This is a genomic window from Undibacterium sp. CCC3.4 (assembly GCF_034347425.1).
Lineage (GTDB): Bacteria > Pseudomonadota > Gammaproteobacteria > Burkholderiales > Burkholderiaceae_D > Undibacterium.
In genome coordinates this window covers 1,231,959-1,249,471 of the sequence record NZ_CP133779.1, presented here as the reverse complement: position 1 = coordinate 1,249,471, position 17,513 = coordinate 1,231,959, and the positions used below count along the sequence as shown (strand labels likewise).

Annotated in this window: 14 protein-coding genes and 1 pseudogene; 6 read left to right on the top strand and 9 right to left on the bottom strand. The window is 53.6% G+C overall.

What is annotated here, in order from left to right:
* Positions 1-62 precede the first annotated feature (62 nt).
* Positions 63-1,397, top strand: a complete 1,335-nt coding sequence (gene gudD, locus RHM61_RS05740; protein WP_322250175.1) for a glucarate dehydratase — start codon at positions 63-65, stop codon at positions 1,395-1,397.
* Between the two features lie 20 nt (positions 1,398-1,417).
* Here the strand turns inward: gudD and RHM61_RS05735 are convergent, their stop codons facing one another.
* Complete coding sequence (locus RHM61_RS05735) at positions 1,418-2,602, bottom strand: alkane 1-monooxygenase (RefSeq protein ID WP_322250174.1); 1,185 nt, start codon at positions 2,600-2,602, stop codon at positions 1,418-1,420.
* 132 nt (positions 2,603-2,734) lie between these two features.
* Between RHM61_RS05735 and RHM61_RS05730 the strand changes: the two genes are divergently transcribed.
* Positions 2,735-3,622 carry a helix-turn-helix domain-containing protein gene (locus RHM61_RS05730; protein ID WP_322250173.1) on the top strand — a complete coding sequence of 296 codons (888 nt, stop codon included), beginning with the start codon at positions 2,735-2,737 and terminating at the stop codon, positions 3,620-3,622.
* Between the two features lie 104 nt (positions 3,623-3,726).
* On the opposite strand, the gene RHM61_RS05725 is transcribed toward RHM61_RS05730, so the two are convergent.
* The 3 genes and pseudogenes from RHM61_RS05725 to tnpA all read right to left on the bottom strand — a co-directional run bounded on the left by RHM61_RS05725 (position 3,727) and on the right by tnpA (position 5,257).
* Complete coding sequence (locus tag RHM61_RS05725) at positions 3,727-4,089, bottom strand: BrnA antitoxin family protein (RefSeq protein ID WP_322250172.1); 363 nt, start codon at positions 4,087-4,089, stop codon at positions 3,727-3,729.
* Positions 4,049-4,327 carry a BrnT family toxin gene (locus tag RHM61_RS05720; protein WP_322250171.1) on the bottom strand — a complete coding sequence of 93 codons (279 nt, stop codon included), beginning with the start codon at positions 4,325-4,327 and terminating at the stop codon, positions 4,049-4,051. Before RHM61_RS05720 ends, RHM61_RS05725 begins: the two co-directional genes overlap by 41 nt.
* 510 nt (positions 4,328-4,837) lie before the next feature.
* Positions 4,838-5,257: pseudogene (gene tnpA / locus RHM61_RS05715) on the bottom strand (IS200/IS605 family transposase).
* A gap of 21 nt (positions 5,258-5,278) precedes the next feature.
* Between tnpA and RHM61_RS05710 the strand changes: the two are divergent.
* Positions 5,279-6,484: a transposase gene (locus RHM61_RS05710; RefSeq protein ID WP_322247351.1), complete on the top strand. Its 1,206-nt coding sequence runs from the start codon at positions 5,279-5,281 to the stop codon at positions 6,482-6,484.
* Between the two features lie 566 nt (positions 6,485-7,050).
* Here the strand turns inward: RHM61_RS05710 and RHM61_RS05705 are convergent.
* From RHM61_RS05705 to dnaA, 5 genes are all read right to left on the bottom strand, one after another.
* Positions 7,051-9,066: an acid phosphatase gene (locus RHM61_RS05705; RefSeq protein ID WP_322250170.1), complete on the bottom strand. Its 2,016-nt coding sequence runs from the start codon at positions 9,064-9,066 to the stop codon at positions 7,051-7,053.
* Positions 9,067-9,243: 177 nt separating this feature from the next.
* Positions 9,244-10,569: an IS4 family transposase gene (locus RHM61_RS05700; protein ID WP_322251046.1), complete on the bottom strand. Its 1,326-nt coding sequence runs from the start codon at positions 10,567-10,569 to the stop codon at positions 9,244-9,246.
* Positions 10,570-10,745: 176 nt separating this feature from the next.
* A complete protein-coding gene (gene gyrB / locus RHM61_RS05695) occupies positions 10,746-13,250 on the bottom strand; it encodes a DNA topoisomerase (ATP-hydrolyzing) subunit B (protein ID WP_322250169.1) in 2,505 nt (834 codons plus the stop codon).
* 157 nt (positions 13,251-13,407) lie between these two features.
* The gene (gene dnaN / locus RHM61_RS05690; protein WP_322250168.1) at positions 13,408-14,514 is read right to left on the bottom strand and encodes a DNA polymerase III subunit beta; all 1,107 of its coding nucleotides are present in this window, start codon (positions 14,512-14,514) and stop codon (positions 13,408-13,410) included.
* Between the two features lie 121 nt (positions 14,515-14,635).
* Positions 14,636-16,027, bottom strand: coding sequence for a chromosomal replication initiator protein DnaA (dnaA, locus tag RHM61_RS05685; RefSeq protein WP_322250167.1), 1,392 nt, complete (start codon positions 16,025-16,027; stop codon positions 14,636-14,638).
* A 598-nt stretch (positions 16,028-16,625) separates the two neighbouring features.
* Here dnaA and rpmH point away from each other — a divergent pair.
* From rpmH to yidD, 3 genes are read left to right on the top strand one after another with little or no spacing between them, the layout of a single operon-like run.
* On the top strand, positions 16,626-16,760 hold the full coding sequence (gene rpmH / locus RHM61_RS05680) for a 50S ribosomal protein L34 (protein ID WP_061535510.1): 135 nt from the start codon (positions 16,626-16,628) through the stop codon (positions 16,758-16,760).
* A 39-nt stretch (positions 16,761-16,799) separates the two neighbouring features.
* Positions 16,800-17,210: a ribonuclease P protein component gene (gene rnpA, locus RHM61_RS05675; RefSeq protein WP_322250166.1), complete on the top strand. Its 411-nt coding sequence runs from the start codon at positions 16,800-16,802 to the stop codon at positions 17,208-17,210.
* Position 17,211: 1 nt separating this feature from the next.
* A complete protein-coding gene (yidD, locus tag RHM61_RS05670; RefSeq protein ID WP_322250165.1) occupies positions 17,212-17,511 on the top strand; it encodes a membrane protein insertion efficiency factor YidD in 300 nt (99 codons plus the stop codon).
* Positions 17,512-17,513: the final 2 nt, after the last annotated feature.

Sequence of the window (17,513 nt, the reverse complement as noted above, 5' to 3'; positions counted from 1 at the left end):
GCGGCGCAGATGTAAGCCGCTCTTCCTTCACGGTTTTTTTAAAATTTTTGATTGAGTTTGCCATGACCAAGTCTGCCTCTCCCGTCATTACTTCCTTACGTGTCGTCCCCGTCGCCGGTCAAGACAGTATGTTGCTTAATCTGAGCGGTGCGCATGCGCCTTACTTCACGCGCAATATCTTGATATTGCAAGACAGTGCCGGTCATACCGGTGTTGGCGAAGTACCGGGCGGCGAAGCGATACGCCAAACCTTGGAAGATGCCGCGCCATTGTTAATCGGTCAAAGCCTGGGGCAATGGCAGAGTGTGCTCAATCAAGTTCGCCAAGCTTTTGCCGACCGCGATGGTGCCGGGCGCGGATTGCAAACCTTCGACTTGCGCGTCACCATCCATGCCGTCACGGCCTTGGAATCGGCCTTGTTGGATTTAATGGGACAATTACTCGGCGTGCCGGTTGCCGCCTTGTTAGGCGAAGGTCAGCAACGCGACAGCGTCGCCATGCTCGGCTACTTGTTTTACATCGGCGACGCCGACCGCACAGACTTACCGTATCGGCGTGAGCGCGATGCCGACGATGCCTGGCTGCGCTTGCGCAATGAAGTCGCGCTGACTCCGGAAGCAATTGTGCGCTTGGCCGAAGCGGCCCATGCACGCTATGGCTTTCAAGATTTTAAACTGAAAGGTGGCGTGCTCGACGGTGATGCGGAAATCGCTGCCGTCACGGCATTGGCCGAACGTTTTCCCGAAGCGCGTATCACCCTCGACCCTAACGGTGCCTGGTCATTGGCCGAAGCGATACGGCTGTGTAAAGATAAGGGCCATATTCTGGCCTATGCAGAAGACCCCTGCGGTGCCGAAAACGGCTATTCAGGGCGCGAAGTGATGGCTGAATTCCGCCGCGCCACCGGCCTGCCAACCGCCACCAATATGATCGCCACCGATTGGCGTCAAATGGGCCATGCGATTCAATTGGGCTCGGTCGACATCCCGCTGGCCGATCCGCATTTTTGGACCATGCGCGGCTCAGTACGGGTGGCACAAATGTGTGCCGAGTGGGGCCTGACTTGGGGTTCGCATTCGAATAATCATTTCGATATTTCCTTGGCCATGTTCACTCACGTTGCCGCCGCCGCGCCCGGTAACATCACCGCCATTGACACCCACTGGATTTGGCAAGATGGCCAAGCCCTGAGCAAACAGCCTTTGCAAATCGTCGGTGGAAAAATCGCGGTGCCACAAACGCCGGGCTTAGGGGTGGAAGTAGACTACGATGCCCTCGAAGCCGCGCACCAACTGTATTTACAACATGGTTTGGGCAGCCGCGATGATGCGACAGCGATGCAATACCTGATCAAAGATTGGAAATTTGATCCGAAACGGCCGTGCTTGCAGCGTTGAGGCGCACCCCGACTCAGGGATTACACGGCAGCGCTGCCATAACGCCGGAACAACGCAGCGCGCCGCGCCGGATCGATATTGATACGGTTCAGATCGCCTTGGGCCCACTCCAACACGCGCGGGTCCATGATGGCGAACCAGAGCGCGGGAAACAGCGCGACTAAGAACATCCCGAAATATCCCTGCGGTAATTGCGGTACAGAGTCATAGTCGCGCAAAACTTGATAGGGCAAATTCGGATGGGCGTGGTGGTCCGAGTGTCTTTGTAAATGCACGAGCAAGAGATTGGAAATTTTAAAATTACTGTTCCAAGAATGCTGCGGCTCGCAACGTTGATAGCGCCCGTTGGCATCTTGCGCACGCAATAAACCGTAGTGCTCGATGTAATTGGCCGAAGTCAGCTGCCACCAGCCGAAAGCCGCAGCGATCAGCAGAAACGGCAGCACCAACACACCCCAGAACAGTGTCAGTAAGGCATACACGGCCAGCGTAAAGCCCCATTGCTGCAAAATTTCATTGTGCCATGACCAACTGCGTTTGCCGCCGCGTTGCAGGCGTGTGGCTTCCAATATCCAGCCGCGGCGCAAGGTGCCGGGGATTTCGCGCGCCGCGAAACGATAAATCGATTCCCCCATGCGTGACGAAGCCGGGTCTGCCGGCGTGGCCACATCTTTGTGGTGGCCCTTGTTATGCTCGACCATGAAGTGGCCGTAGCCGCAACAGGCTAACACCAGCTTGGCGGCCAGAACTTGTTGACGATCCATCAGCTTATGACCGAGCTCATGCCCGATGGCGATACCGACGCCATTGATCAAACCCGCGCTCAGCGCCGCCCCCAACAGGGCCGGCCAAGACCAAGCCCAATGCGTCACCGTGTAGGCCATGCCGATCAGCGCCACCCAGTGCAAGGCCGTGGCACAGTATAAGACATGTACGAAATAGCGATCCTGTTTCAATTCCGCGACTTCTGCCTCCGATGGATTGGCGTGGTCACGCCCAAAACACTGATCCAACAGGGGTAAGACAAAATACGTGATCGGCACCACCGACCACAGCCAAGCCCCTTGCTGGAAGTGTACGGCCAAAGCCGCCGAGCCCAGCGGTAACAGGGCCAACAGCAGTGAACTCAGATACCAGTAGCGCTTATGCTTGATCCACTTGCGTTCGAGCGCGTCGGCCCAGTAGTGCGGGTTGAAACTTGTCATGTTGGTCTCCGTGATGGTGGTCTGGCTGTATGTGCGCATCGCCAGTGTGTTTATTGTCAGCCTTTTATTGGCGCAAAAGTGATATAAACTGGCACTGGTTTTATCGATAAATGCTCATTTTTTGGATCTCACATGCAAGTCTGGGAACAAGTCAGCAAACTTCTGGGTGTCGTGCCGGTGATATCGGGTGTGCTTGCCATCGGTAGCGCTGGCGCGTCGTCCTTGCGGGCCGAACGGTATTTTTTTCAAGCCACGCAACGCCAGATTCCCGCTTTGCCGGCCATGGTCTTGCTATCCCATTTAGGTGGTGCACGAGCGCACGAAGGACTGTCCGAGGCGTCGCAGTTCGATTCGATTCCCAGCTTCTCCGCTGCCATGGCGGCGAATTGTGCGACCGAGTGGCGCTTCGACGGTGCGATTGATGTCGCGGTGTTTTACTTTTGTGAACCGCTCAGTGGCGACGCCATCCGCTTGCAAACCCTGCTCAGCAGCATGCCGGGCTTGGTCCCCTTCAACGATGGCTTGGTCAGTGCGCTGGCGCGGCAGATTGTCGATGAATTAAGCCAAGAGCGCACCGATGCCGCCTATTTGGCAAGGCTGGCTGCCCTCATGGTAGAACAAGCTTGTCGCGCGCTGGAAGGATTACGCAGTGCCGCCATCCGCCCGCCCAATCTGCAATTAGGACGTTTGGAAGTGGTACTCGGGTGGATGCAAGCAAACTTGGCCGCCAGCTTGTCGATGGCCGAATTAGCGCAGCGCGCCGGCATCAGTACTTCGCATTTCCGTCGCTTGTTCCTACAAGCGATGGGCAGCACGCCGCATCGCTATATTTTACGCTTGCGCTTGCAACGCGCCGCCGAGCTGCTGACACAGACTGACCTGGCCATCGAAAGGATCGCGCAAGACTGTGGCTTTGGGAATCAGAGCCACCTGACCGCGAGCTTTAAAGCGGCTTACGGGGTGACGCCGGCGCGGATGAAGAAAAAAGCCAAGTTATCGCAATTTTCGCAGGGGTTTTGATGAACTGCCAGGGAAACGCAAATTTAATCCAAGCGGTTTGCCCGCCGCCATTGAGGCGCACTGCTGCGTTGCCTCCTCATTGGCAACGGCCCATTCCACTGCGATTAACTCTGCGCTTCCTTGGTTTTACGTGAATGAGACCCGATTGCTTGCGCATGTGTCTTATGGGCTTCTACATAAGAGCGCAGCACGGCATTGATGCGGGACTGATAGCGTTTACCGCCGTGCTTGAAAAAATCGAGCACTTCCGCATCAATACGCAAGGTGATTTGCTGCTTCGTGTGCGGCAACTCCGCGGCTGCTTTCATCCAAACCGCATCAGGCAGAAACGCTGCATCGCTGTAGTCGATCTGCGCATCAGGCATTGACGCCACGGCATCGAGTCTGGCTTTTTTCTCGGGGCTTAAGCGCGGCAGCTTTTTCAGGTCAAGAGTGCGTTTCACGATATTTCTTTCTTTCATCGGCATTGGCTTTCCTCGCAGAGATAAGGCGTATGGTTTCCGCGTGTCGAACGGTATAGACCACATACAGGACTGCCGAGTAAGCCAGTCCAATCGTGACCCATCGGTCTTCCCCATAGTCCTCGCGCCCGTCGTAGACTTCTATCCGTCGGGTATCGTAAAAAACCAGCTCGGCATCCTCGAACGAAATACCATGCTTATTCAGGTTGCGTGCCGCCTTATCGGCATTCCATTCAAGTTTCATCAAAAATCTGACGGACAGTTTGCAAGCCTGAACTTGGGGCCGGTGAGTGACGGAGACGCGACGCGCTGGGATGCAAAGCTTTTCAGCAGACTTTTCCACCGTCGGACCAGACGGGCTATTGAGTTGTTACGCTTTCATTGTAGCTTCTAATTGTAGTTACTTAAAGAAAAATTCGTCAACGGCTGATAGCAAGTGTGTTGCTGCGCTCAATGTTATGCGCCTGCTCCCTTGCTTTTTGGACTGGCTCGCGCCATGCCAGCTTCTCTTGCTTGTTAAACAGCGTTGAGAACTTCTACACGTCGTTTCCGTGCCATATTTTGGTATGATCATGCTGAAATATGGCACATGATAGCCGACGCCCTGTTCTCCCCTTCGCTGCAGAAAATACTGGCCTTGTTGTTCGTCCGGGTTGATGATGCTTTTTACCGGAATTGAGCGAAAAGCCCCGTCTCTTCAGGTCGGGGATGGATAGCTCGGAAGGCGAAGCCTTCCTTGCCTTGAACTCTTGATTTAGTGTGGCGTTTGTTGTTGCTCAATGTACTTGCGAATCACAGCAATAGGAGCGCCACCACAGCTTCCAGCAAAGTAGCTGGGCGACTATAAAGCGCCACCCCATAACTTCTTTTGAATGCTCGGATATTTTTTCTTTCGAATCATCAAACTTGATATTCCCTTGAGACTATTGACCAGTTTTGACACGGCCACTTTAGGCGGGTAGTTCAGCAACAGGTGAACGTGGTCGTCCTCACCGTCAAACTCCACCAGTTCCGATTCAAAGTCATTGCAGACACTGGCTAATATTGGGCGTAAATCGTCAAGAATGTCTTTTGTGAATACGCCACGTCGGTATTTTGTCACAAAGACCAGATGTACATGCATCATAAAAACGCAGTGTCTTCCCTTACTAATATCGTTGTTGTCTTCGCTCATAGACCAGAGTAGGATCGAACTATGCAAAGACTTCAAGCCTTTAAATACGAACTGATGCCAGACGGCAAACAGCAGCGCGACATGCGCCGCTTCGCTGGCGCGTGTCGGTTCGCCTATAACAAGGCTTTAGCGATGCAAAAATCCTTATACGAACAGGGTCAGAAAAAACAGGGATATGCTGGCCTGTGCAAAAGTCTTGTAGGATGGAAGGCAGAGACGACTTGGCTGACAGAAACGCCATCTCAGGCATTGCAGCAAACATTGAAGGATTTGGAACGAGCCTATAGCAATTTCTTCGCCAAACGTGCCGACTTCCCTCGCTTCAAGAAAAAAGGGCGGGGGGATAGTTTCCGTTATCCTCAAGGATGCAAATTAGATCAACCCAACAGTCGTATATTTCTACCTAAGCTCGGCTGGATTCGTTACCGCAATAGTCGTGACGCGTTGGGTGAAGTGAGTAATGTCACTGTTAGTCAGTCTAACGGCAAATGGTTCGTTTCGATTCAAACCGAGCGCGAAGTTGAGCAGCCATTGCCAACGGCGACAAGCGCCATCGGCATCGATGTCGGCATTGCGCGGTTCGCCACCATGAGCGACGAGAGTTTCATTGCGCCGCTCAATAGTTTTAAGAAACATCAGCAGCGCCTTGCACGCTATCAACGTCGCATGAGCCGCAAGCTCAAGTTCAGCAGTAACTGGAAGAAGGCGAAAGCCCGCGTCCAGAAGATTCACACCGTCATCGCTAACACCCGAAAAGACTTCCTGCACAAAATCACAACGACGATCAGCCAAAACCACGCGCTCGTTTGTATTGAGGATTTGCAAGTACGGAACATGTCCAAGTCTTCCAAGGGCAACAGCGAACAACACGGCAAGATAGTGAAACAGAAGTCCGGCCTGAATCGCTCCATTCTCGACCAAGGCTGGGGCGAGTTCAGGCGGCAGCTCGACTACAAGGTGTCGTGGAATGGCGGCACGCTGCTGGCCGTTCCTCCACACAACACCAGTCGCACTTGCCCGTGCTGCGGTCACGTATCAAAGGACAATCGGCAAACACAAGCAAAATTCTTGTGCGTCGATTGCGGCTATGAAAATCACGCCGATGTGGTTGGTGCGATCAATGTTTTAGAGCGGGGATACCGCTTGTTAGCCTGTGGAGAGTCGGCGCAGTCAGGCCGCTCGATGAAGCAGGAACCCACCGAAGCGACTCAAGCAGTTTTTGTTTGAGCGCCGTAGGAATCCCTGTCCTTTAGGGCGGCGAGGATGTCAAACGACACTGCTGTCGGCTTTGTCGTCGGCCGAGCAGATACTGGCCCGCCCAATTAATCCAACGCAGTTTACGGTGGCGGAATTCAGAAAACGACAGCAGGAACAGCAGCATTTTTTAATGCGGGTATTAGAGCAAGAAAAACTGTTTCTTATAGGAGACGAAGATGTCCTCAGACGCCTTGGCGAATCTGCTCAAGATTCGTAAGCTCAAGGTTGAAGCTTCCAGTCTGCGCGAGTTTGACGGTCTGGTACGTTCCGCTTGTGAGCGCGCGCCTGACTGAAACGAGCCGAACGATTTGCAAGGGCAGAGAATCTTCTACCCGTTGCAGCCACTGGTGCCGGCGCTACGCACCGGCAACGGACGGGCGTGGCGGCGAGACCAAAGCCCCTTGCTGTAGCAAGACGTGAAGTTAAAGTCGGTGATCCGCGACACCCCAGCTACAACGACACAAGGCGTTGAGCTGAGGGCGGGTGTATGGACATGCTTGTCGGTAAAAATCAGCCGATAGCGTATGTTGTTACATTTACAAAGCTAAAGCGGTAATTTGAAGCTGCATTCCTTTGCTGGTATAAATCGGAGTAGCTTGAAATCCATTGACTATAATGTTGCTGAACGTACCTTGTACCGTACCCGCCGAAACAATCGTCAATACGGTACCCACCGCTGGTGTTACTCCGGCAGCGAAGCTGACATTCAGTGTTCCCGCCAGCGTAGCGACCTTGGCTACATTAATTGAAGTTTGACCGATGGCACTCACAACGACATTCAATGTTGCCGCAGGTAAGCTGGTCATATTCCCTCCAAGCAGTAATCCTGCTGGTGCGCTACAGCTCAATGTTCCGTTGGTAACATACACGTCACCAGTACCAAACGCCGTAGCAGAATCGCCTATCAGCGTACCGCCATTAAGGATGGTTCCGCCGCTGTAGCTGTTGTTGCCAGTTAAATGGAGTTTTCCTGTGCCATTAAGCATCAGCATACCTGCGCCGGCAATATTATTTTTCCAGCTGTCGAGTGCATTAAATCCACCTTGTGCCGCGTCCATCGTTACACTGACATCACCGTTGAAATTGCCGTAGCCGTCCGCCGCCGCGAACAAATTGAGACGCCCCCATCCCTCTGCATCATCCATGACCGGATAACCCGATGCCAGTGCCGTACTTTTTAACACGACACGACGCTGTGCTGCAGTTAAATAAGGCAGGCGAGTTTCAAGCAGCAATTCTGCGCCCATAGGAACGACAGCCGCTTGCTTGGCATCGCCGATCTGGCTGAAGCCATATGTCAACCGACGCAAATAATTAGCCTGATTAGTCGACCAGCTTGAAAAACGATCATTTGCTGCAGTGCCGGAATGTGCAAAGGCAGTAAAAGCGGCTTGATCCGCTACGCCAGCAGCTGTCATCAAGCTTGAGTGTGCCTGCGCATAAGCTTTGTTACGCATATCAGGCACTGTGCTTGTGCTGCCGTCAGGATTACTCGTTGACTGGACAGAATTGGCATACAGTGCAGCGGTAATGACTGCTTGCGCTTGTATGCGCCCACCAATGACATCTAATGGCGAATGCATGCCAGCATAAATTCGATTTTCGCCTAACTCTAATGCACGCGACAACATCTCTTGAAAACGCTCGGGTACGACATATGCCATCATCAAGGCGTCACGCATCGCTTCGGCCGAATGTCCACTGATGAAGCCACCATCCGTTGTCGGCGTAGTCGATACCGCGGGAACCAGAGTTGGCAGCAGGGCGACACTGCCGGACCAACGCCAAGGACGTGCATATTTAAAAAACCGTTTGGCCGGCTCGGTGGAGCCGAAGGCCGGACTGTTGAGGAAGTCAACCACGGTTCCAAAACTTGTATTTCCAGCAGAAGAACCAACCCCCAGATTGTTGCCGGAGTCGTTATACAGAACCGTTGCCGCATCGGCAGCGACGCTGGTAATCGAGGTAGTTTGACCGGTGGCAGTTCGCCAGACGGTGGTTAACGGTCCCATACCGTCGGCAACACTGTAGCCTTTATTGCGACGATCATCTAAGTATGCGGCCGTTGCTTGATCAGCAGTTCGGCTGGCGGTTGCATTGATCACATACTGAATATTCGCATCGAGAATAGCTGAATTGGTTTTCTTACCATCGCTAGGATCGCCGGGAAGGCCTTTCCAAGTTGATGTGGTAACAGCTGGAAAACTACCGACCGCTGGCGCAGACGCACCGGCATCAACAAGTAAAGTGCTTGGCGTCCAAAGACTCAGAAAACCAGCTACCACGCGCACGCCGGCATTGGTGTCTGCCGTAGCATATTGGGCATATCCACGCTGGTTGGTGTATGCGTAGTTCACATAGGGTAAGACTTTGCTCGTATCTTGAACGGGCGCTGCATCCACATAGCCGAGTCCAGTTGGCGCGGAAATAGATACCGGCACAGGTACTGGTACCAGAGCGACCGAGCTGGTGCTTCCTCCGCAGCCAGCCAGCATGAATGCCAGTGAAACAGGCAATAAAGTTAAAACAGGAAGACATCGAAAGTTATTCATTTGGTATCAGTATGATGTTGTTAAACGGCATATTTTAAATAGCAAATATGACGAAGCAATTACCGATACGCGCTTTAACTAGTCGTGCATGTGACTTTTAATCCACAGGTATGCTGGTTCGCTTGATCGCAAGTCCGGAGCAAAAAAATACCGCCATCCACGGCTAATGCCGTTCAGTTAAGCAGTTTTTCGCACAATACGAACGGCATAGCGGTTTGGTCTAGCCTTGACGGCCCGGTCGTATTGACGATCGGGCCGTTCGTCATTGAGGAGGCTAACCAGCCTTTCGCGTAGATGCTTCATCGAAGCGGGCAGCTTGCCATAGGATCTGGTGACGGCAGCCCAATGCAGCTCGAACTGGATCAAGTGGAATGCCCGGATAAAGCTCACTTCAGTGGGCTCGCACTTGACCGTCAAGGCCGCCTTGGCGATCTCCAGGCGGATCAGGTTGTAGGCAATCAGAGTGCCCCAGATTTCCTGATAGACGCCGTCTGTTGTTTTCGAGCGCAGGGTCAGCGCTGTGCCCAGCATTGTTTGCTTGAGTTCGCGGTAGCTCGTCTCGATGCCCCAACGACGCTCGTAACAGTTGGCGATATCGACGGGCTTGTAGCGGCGGCGCTCACGCAACGAGGTCAGTAGAACGCGTTTTCGCGCCTGCTGATCGACAACGGTGATGGCACGCGCCTCCCAGAATTCTGCCAACTCGGGGCACTTGGCACGGGCCTGCGGCGACACCCGCATCCGGACGATGCAATCGTTCTCATCGCCCTCGATCAGTTCCCATCGGGTATTTGATTTGGCGGGAATAATAAAGTGGCGATCCGTGCCGTGCTGCGTCAAAGCACACAGGATTTCCGCAGACAGAAAGCCGCGATCGAAGACGGTAAGCGATTTATTGGGCACATCAGCGATCAACTGCTTTGCGTACAACATCTCATTGGTGCCGTAAGGGCCGAACGCGGCACTGTGAACGATATGCGTCGGCAAAGCGGTCAGTGTCACGCCGCGTACTTGCGGATAGCTGGCGAGAGCACCGCTGGCGTAAAGTTGGGCGCCGAAATGGCTCCGGTTCTCGACGTTGTCATGGGTGCGCAACGTGGTGCCGTCCATAGCAAACAGTTGCAGCCCTTTAAATAGATAGGCGCGGCGATCCTGGCCGCTCCAGTGACGGGCGGAGTGATCGAACAGCCACTTCAGCGGTTCGGAACCAAGGCGCTGGCGCGCCTGTGCCGCCGCACTCTTACTGACAAAAGGCGTTTGCGAATCCGGCACCGCCAATCCGAGATCATCCAATACTTCGCCGATGGACTTGTGGCGATACAGCGCCAACGCCACCATTAGCCAAACCACTTGTTCGGCCGGCAGCCGCCGATGGCGAATGCTGGTTGCATCGGTGCGCTTCACGGCCTGTTCGATCCACTCGATAGGCAAATGCTCGCCAAGTCGCCGCCAGTCGGGTGACTCAAGGTGGTTTGCCAGGAAATGAAGGGTATCGTCGAACATTGCGACGAAGGTTAACAGCATGCCGTAACGTTTACAACCACTAAATAAAAATGCCGTTCAGTCTTAACTGAACGGCATTAGCCATCCACGGCGGTATTTTCAGTTATTTTCGGAAGAAGATTTCTTTACTCAGAGGAGAATTTTTTCATCTGCTTTGCGAACCTACAGCAAGCCCATCACACATCAATATTCCCCGCCCGCAACGCATTCGATTCAATGAAGGCACGGCGCGGTTCGACATCGTCACCCATCAAGGTGGTGAAAATCTGATCCGCCGCGATGGCGTCTTCGATCTGTACCTTCAGCAAGCGGCGCACGGTTGGGTCCATGGTGGTTTCCCATAATTGCATCGGGTTCATTTCGCCCAAACCTTTGTAGCGCTGTTTCGAGACGCCGCGTTCGGCCTCGTCGCGTAACCACAGCATGGCGTGGTGGAAGTCTTGCACGGCGATTTCTTTCATCCGTTCGCCTTCACCACGGCGCATGAACGCGCCGGCGCCGAGTAAGCCCTTGAAGGTCGCGGCGGCATTGGCCAGCACTTTATAATCGGTGGCTTCGACAAAATCGGCTTCGATGCTGGTGACCTTGATGTTACCGTGATGCAGACGCTCGATGCGTAAGCTCAGCTTGCCGGTCAATTCATCGCTGCAGACGATGGCTTTGACGGCGGCGTCGTTGATGGTGGCCGTCAGTGCCTGGGCCGATTGTTCGGCATCTTCCGGCGTGTCGAGCTTGAGCGTGACACCGGTCATGATGGCAGTGAGGGCGGCGCGATCGATCATGCGTGTCAAACGCGTCATGATGGCGTTGGCGAGGTTGTATTGACGAACCAGTTCGGCCAGCGCTTCGCCGTTGATCGGGTCGGCACCGGTGGCGGGAATCAGGGCGGCACCGGTGAGTGCCACGGTCATCATGTAGCTGGCTTCTTCGGCATCGTCTTTGAGGTAGCGTTCATCGCGGCCGGCTTTGACTTTGTACAGCGGTGGCTGGGCGATGTAGATGTGGCCGCGCTCAACCAGTTGTGGCATTTGACGATAGAACAGGGTCAGCAGCAGGGTACGGATGTGGGCACCATCGACGTCGGCATCGGTCATGATGATGATGCGGTGGTAGCGCAGTTTGTCGGCATTGAATTCGTCTGGGCCGATGCTGGTGCCGAGCGTGGCGATGAGGGTGGTGATCTGTTCGCTCGAGAGCATTTTTTCAAAGCGCGCTTTTTCGACATTGAGCACTTTACCGCGCAATGGCAAAATCGCTTGGAACTTACGGTCACGGCCTTGCTTGGCCGAGCCGCCCGCGGAATCCCCTTCGACGATGTAGAGTTCGCACAGGGCCGGATCTTTTTCCTGGCAATCAGCCAGTTTTGAGGACAAGCCCAGGCCATCCATGACGCCTTTGCGGCGCGTCAGTTCGCGCGCCTTGCGGGCGGCTTCGCGTGCGCGTGAGGCTTCAACGATTTTGCCGCAAATAATTTTGGCGTCGTTTGGTCTTTCAGCGAGGAAGTCGGTCAGGGTTTTGGCGACGATTTCTTCCACCGGGCCGCGCACTTCCGACGACACCAGCTTGTCTTTGGTTTGCGAACTGAATTTCGGTTCCGGTACTTTTACCGACAGCACGCAGGTCAAGCCTTCGCGCATATCGTCGCCAGTCACTTCGACCTTGGCTTTTTTGGCGTATTCGTGTTCTTCTATGTATTTGTTGATGACGCGTGTCATCGCTGCGCGCAAGCCGGTCAAATGGCTGCCGCCGTCGCGTTGCGGAATATTATTGGTAAAGCACAGCACTTGCTCGTTATACGCATCGTTCCATTGCATCGACACATCGACACTGATATTCGTGCCTTGGTCCGACATGCGCTCGCCAGTGGCTTGAAAAATCGTCGGATGCAGCACGGTTTTGGCTTTGTTGATGTATTCGACGAAGCCACGCGTGCCGCCTTCGAAGGCGAACATTTCTTCTTTGCCGCTGCGGTGGTCAGTCAGCTTGATGCGCACGCCATTGTTGAGGAAAGATAATTCGCGGATGCGCTTGGCCAAAATTTCATAATGAAATTCGACGTGCGTGAAAATTTCTTCATCGGCCCAGAAATGCACTTCGGTGCCACGCTTGTCGGTGTCACCGATGACTTTGATCGGCGAGCACAGAATGCCGTCGACGGTTTCGATTACACGATCCTGCGGCACGCCGCGCACGAATTCCATGGTGTGGACTTTGCCGTCGCGACGTACCGTCAGTTTCAGCAGTTTTGAGAGGCCATTGACGCAGGAAACGCCGACGCCATGTAAACCGCCCGAGACTTTGTAAGAATTTTGATCGAACTTGCCGCCGGCATGCAGTTCGGTCATGACGATTTCGGCGGCGCTGCGTTTCGGTTCGTGTTTGTCATCCCATTTGATGCCGGTCGGAATGCCGCGACCGTTATCGGTGATGGAGATCGAATTGTCGCTATGAATGGCGACATTGATTTCGGTACAGTGTCCGGCTAAGGATTCATCGATGGAGTTATCGAGTACTTCAAAAACCAGATGGTGCAGACCGGTGCCGTCCGATGTGTCGCCAATGTACATGCCGGGGCGCTTGCGCACCGCTTCCAAACCTTCCAGAATCTGGATCGAGGATGCGCCGTACTGATTCGAACTGGCGGCTTGGGCCTGCGTATTGTCTTGGGTGTGATCGGACATGGCTACCTTCTATGATATTTACTGCGTATTCAGGGGTGGTATCACCAAACGCCGATGGGCGTTCGGTCGGGCCGCGCGGAGCCAGGCAGGGGGCCTTGGTCCGGCTGCCCGTGCCGATTCCAGGGTACAGAATCGGCGCGGTAAGCGAGCGCGGCGACTAGATTCGCATCGGCATGACGACGTATTTAAAGTCGGCATTTTCAGGAATCGTGATCAGCGCCGAGGAATTCGAGTCGCCCAACGAAATCGTGACCTGCTCGCATTTCAGGTTGTTCAATACGTCGAGCAAATAGCTGACGTTAAAGCCGATGTCGACATTGTCGCCACCGTAATCGATTTCAATTTCTTCCAGTGCTTCTTCTTGGTCGGCATTGGTCGAGAGAATTTGCATGCTGCCCGGGGTGATCACGCAGCGTACACCCTTGAACTTGTCCGAGGTCATGATGGCGGCGCGTTGCAAGGAGCGCAGCAATTGTTCGCGGCCCAGCGTGAAACCGTTTTTGTAACCCTTGGGGATGACGCGGTTGAAATCGGGGAACTTGCCTTCTACCAGTTTGGAAATCAGTTCGATGTCGGCAAACGTCAGTTTCACCTGATTGTTGGCGATGTCGATTTGTACCGGCTCGTCTTTGTCTTCGAGCAGACGTTGCAGCTCGATGATGGTTTTGCGCGGGATGATTACTTCGTGGCGTGGGAATTCTTGCTCGACTTCGACTTGGCAATAAGCCAGGCGATGGCCGTCGGTGGCGACAGCGATGATGTTTCGGCCGTCGACTACCAGCAGCAAACCGTTGAGGTAATAACGGATGTCTTGCTGGGCCATCGAGAAATGCACCATGTTAAACAGGTGCTTGAGAGTTTTTTGCGGCAGATTGACGCTGGCATTGAAATGCTCGGCTTCGGCGACGGTAGGAAATTCTTCGGCGGCCAGCGTTTGCAGCGAGAAGCGTGATTTACCCGACTGCACGCTCATGCGTTTGTTGTCGAGCTTGAGCACGACATCGTTGTCATCTGGCAGAGCGCGTAAAATATCGAGCAGCTTGCGTGCCGCGACCGTGGTGGCGACGACTTCGCCGCCCGAACCGATGGCAGCCTTGGTGGTGATCTGTACTTCGATGTCGGTCGACAGGAAGGACACTTGTTCACCGTCTTTGCGTATGAGGATATTGGCCAAAATCGGCAATGTGTGCCGACGCTCGACAATACCACTCACAATTTGCAAAGGCCGGAGCAGCGTGTCCCGGTGGGTTTTAACCAATTGCATTTGACTATCCTCGCTGATGTTGATAAGTGAACCTGATGGCGGGCGGATCGCCCCTTACTGCTACTCTCTGCCACAACTGCTGCCGCGCACCTTGCGATGCACGGCTTACAACAATAAAGCCTCAACCTTTGAGGGTCTGCTCCAACACGTGCAGCTCATGGTTGCATTCCGGGTTTTTGCCGCGGTCTGCCGTGATCTTGCGGACCGCATGCAAGACCGTGGTGTGATCGCGGCCGCCGAACAGTTCACCGATTTCCGGCAAGCTCTTCTGCGTCAGTTCTTTGGCCAGATACATGGCGATCTGGCGCGGTCTGGCGATATTGGCCGGACGTTTTTTCGAATACATGTCGGCGACTTTGATATTGAAAAAGTCGGCTACGGTTTTTTGGATATTCTCGACTGAAATTTGGCGGTTTTGTACCGACAATAAATCTTTCAAAGCTTCCTTGACCACATCGATGGTAATTTCTTTGCCGTGAAAACGCGAGTACGCGAGAATTTTACGCAACGCGCCTTCGAGCTCGCGCACGTTCGAGCGCAGATGCTTGGCCACGAAAAACGCCACATCGTCGGAAAAGTGTACGCCTTCGGAAGTGGCTTTCTTGAGCAGAATCGCTACCCGCATTTCCAGTTCCGGTGGTTCGATGGCCACCGTTAAGCCGGAATCAAAACGCGAAATCAAGCGGTCATCCATGCCCGTAATTTCTTTCGGGTAGGTATCGCTGGTGATGATGATTTGTTTTTTGGCGGCGATCAGCGCTTCAAATGCATAGAAAAACTCTTCTTGCGTGCGGCTTTTACCACCAAAAAATTGGATATCATCGATCAGCAAGAGATCAAGCGAGTGGTAATAACGCTTGAATTCATCGAAGCCCTTACGTTGATACGCCGTCACCACATCGCGCACATATTGTTCGGCGTGGATGTAGCGGATCTTAGCATTGGGATTATCGACCAAGATTTGATTGCCGATCGCATGGATCAAATGCGTCTTGCCCAAGCCGACGCCGCCGTACAAAAACAGCGGGTTATATGACACGCCCGGGTTATTGGCGACTTGAATCGCCGCCGCGCGAGCCAATTGATTGGCTTTACCCGTGACGAAGCTGTCGAACGTCAGTTCGACATTGATGCGGCTTAAATCGCGCCGCGGCGCGGCTTCCGGTGCGGCCGCTTCATGCATGATTTCGACCTGACCAAGGGCCGGGCCGGCTTCGCCATCGAGCCGGCGTGGACTGGCCGGGACGCTGGCCGGGGCAGGTTTTTTATTGTCGCGCGGATCGAGTACGAACAGTACTTCGACATCTTCATCCCAATACTGGTTGGCCAATTCGGAAATGCGATTGGCAAACTGGGCTTTCACCCAATCGAGCTTGAAACGATTCGGCGCAGCGATGCGCAGCTTGCCTTCAGTGAAGTCCAGCGGTACGAGCGACTTGATCCATGCGCTGTATTGTTGCGGTGGAAGCTCTTGCTCAAGTTGGGACGAACAGGCTTGCCAGAAATTTTCCATGTATGACTTTAAATTATTAAATGCAAACGCGCGACGCCGCATTGTTCGGCGCTTGGTACGGATTCCGGCCAGCGCAATCGTGTATTGCTGCCAAGCTTGCTATTGTGTCTGTGCACAAGTAAAGACGAATCGACGACGGTTTAAAATTTGCTTTAAACCTTAGTACGCGGTACCGCGCTAATCCTCTATTTTAACCGCGACTGCAATAGTTATCCACAGCCTTGGAATTAAATTTATTGTTTGCCTTCAGCCAGGCTGCGAATTCGGTATTTGGCTAATTTTTCCCCTAAGTGATTGACAGCCTAGGTAAGAATGGTGTCTAATTCAGGGTTCCCTACCCTATTTTATTGGATGGTGTCTTATTTGTGTTGTTTGAAGCGTTGATACTTGGATGAAAATTCAAGTGGTTTCGGCTCTTTAAGCGAGGTAAGCAAGGCAGCAAGCGATGAGCAGCGGTTTTGGGGCAGTAAAGGTGAAAAGCCTGTTGTAAATGAAAGAATTGTTGCGCAGACAGTAATAAGTTCAGTGTGACAGTTCCTTGGCGCAAGCCTTTACCCGTAATTCCGATTTTTTTTATTGCTCAAATAGCGAGACCAACATGAAACGTACTTACCAACCTTCCGTCGTTCGCCGTAAGCGTACCCACGGTTTCCGTGCACGTATGGCAACCCGCGGTGGCCGCGCTGTGCTCAACGCTCGCCGTGCCAAAGGCCGTAAACGCCTGGCAGCTTGATTTTAAATTTTGGTCTGCAACAGCTTTGGCTGTATGCGTATGATCAATAATTTAACTGACACAGCTCAGGCAGATGCAGGCGGTGCAGATTTTGCCCGTGCTCGACGCATCGTTAAAACGGATGAATTTTCATCCGTTTTTCGTTTGCGCCCGGTGCACAAAACGCCGCATTTTGCGCTGTATGCCCGTATCAACGAACTGCCGCATGCACGGTTGGGGGTAGTTGCAGCCAAGCGCTTTGCGCCGCGGGCCGTGACGCGCAATACCATCAAGCGTGTGACGCGTGAGATTTTTCGTTGCATGGGATTGAAAAATGTTGACTGCATCGTCAGGTTATCGCGTCCGGTTAATACCAAAGCGGGGCCGGCTACGAATGCCAGCCTTAAACGTGCCTTACGGACCGAGATACTGCGTCTGTTCGACACGCCGGCTTGCCAGCGGGTACCCTGAGATGCGTGGCCTGCTACTACTGTTGCTAAGGTTTTACAAGCTTGCCATCAGTCCTATGCTTGGGCAGAACTGCCGTTTTTATCCCAGCTGTTCTGAGTATGCGGCCGCGGCCATCAGCGTGCACGGGGCCGCCAAGGGTACGTATTTAGCCGGCAAACGCTTATGTAAATGTCATCCTTGGCATCCGGGCGGCATTGATATGGTGCCACCGGCTGATGAAAAATCAGCGATCGTCCCCACTTCCGACCAGTGCAAGCACGAATATCGTGGTCACACCGGTCATTCTTCACACCTTTCCTGACA

Coding starts and splice junctions, on each gene's coding strand:
- gudD (WP_322250175.1), top strand. CDS start 63: ATGACCAAGTCTGCCTCTCCCGTCATTACTTCCTTACGTGTCGTCCCC.
- RHM61_RS05735 (WP_322250174.1), bottom strand. CDS start 2,602: ATGACAAGTTTCAACCCGCACTACTGGGCCGACGCGCTCGAACGCAAG.
- RHM61_RS05730 (WP_322250173.1), top strand. CDS start 2,735: ATGCAAGTCTGGGAACAAGTCAGCAAACTTCTGGGTGTCGTGCCGGTG.
- RHM61_RS05725 (WP_322250172.1), bottom strand. CDS start 4,089: ATGCCGATGAAAGAAAGAAATATCGTGAAACGCACTCTTGACCTGAAA.
- RHM61_RS05720 (WP_322250171.1), bottom strand. CDS start 4,327: ATGAAACTTGAATGGAATGCCGATAAGGCGGCACGCAACCTGAATAAG.
- RHM61_RS05710 (WP_322247351.1), top strand. CDS start 5,279: ATGCAAAGACTTCAAGCCTTTAAATACGAACTGATGCCAGACGGCAAA.
- RHM61_RS05705 (WP_322250170.1), bottom strand. CDS start 9,066: ATGAATAACTTTCGATGTCTTCCTGTTTTAACTTTATTGCCTGTTTCA.
- RHM61_RS05700 (WP_322251046.1), bottom strand. CDS start 10,569: ATGTTCGACGATACCCTTCATTTCCTGGCAAACCACCTTGAGTCACCC.
- gyrB (WP_322250169.1), bottom strand. CDS start 13,250: ATGTCCGATCACACCCAAGACAATACGCAGGCCCAAGCCGCCAGTTCG.
- dnaN (WP_322250168.1), bottom strand. CDS start 14,514: ATGCAATTGGTTAAAACCCACCGGGACACGCTGCTCCGGCCTTTGCAA.
- dnaA (WP_322250167.1), bottom strand. CDS start 16,027: ATGGAAAATTTCTGGCAAGCCTGTTCGTCCCAACTTGAGCAAGAGCTT.
- rpmH (WP_061535510.1), top strand. CDS start 16,626: ATGAAACGTACTTACCAACCTTCCGTCGTTCGCCGTAAGCGTACCCAC.
- rnpA (WP_322250166.1), top strand. CDS start 16,800: ATGATCAATAATTTAACTGACACAGCTCAGGCAGATGCAGGCGGTGCA.
- yidD (WP_322250165.1), top strand. CDS start 17,212: ATGCGTGGCCTGCTACTACTGTTGCTAAGGTTTTACAAGCTTGCCATC.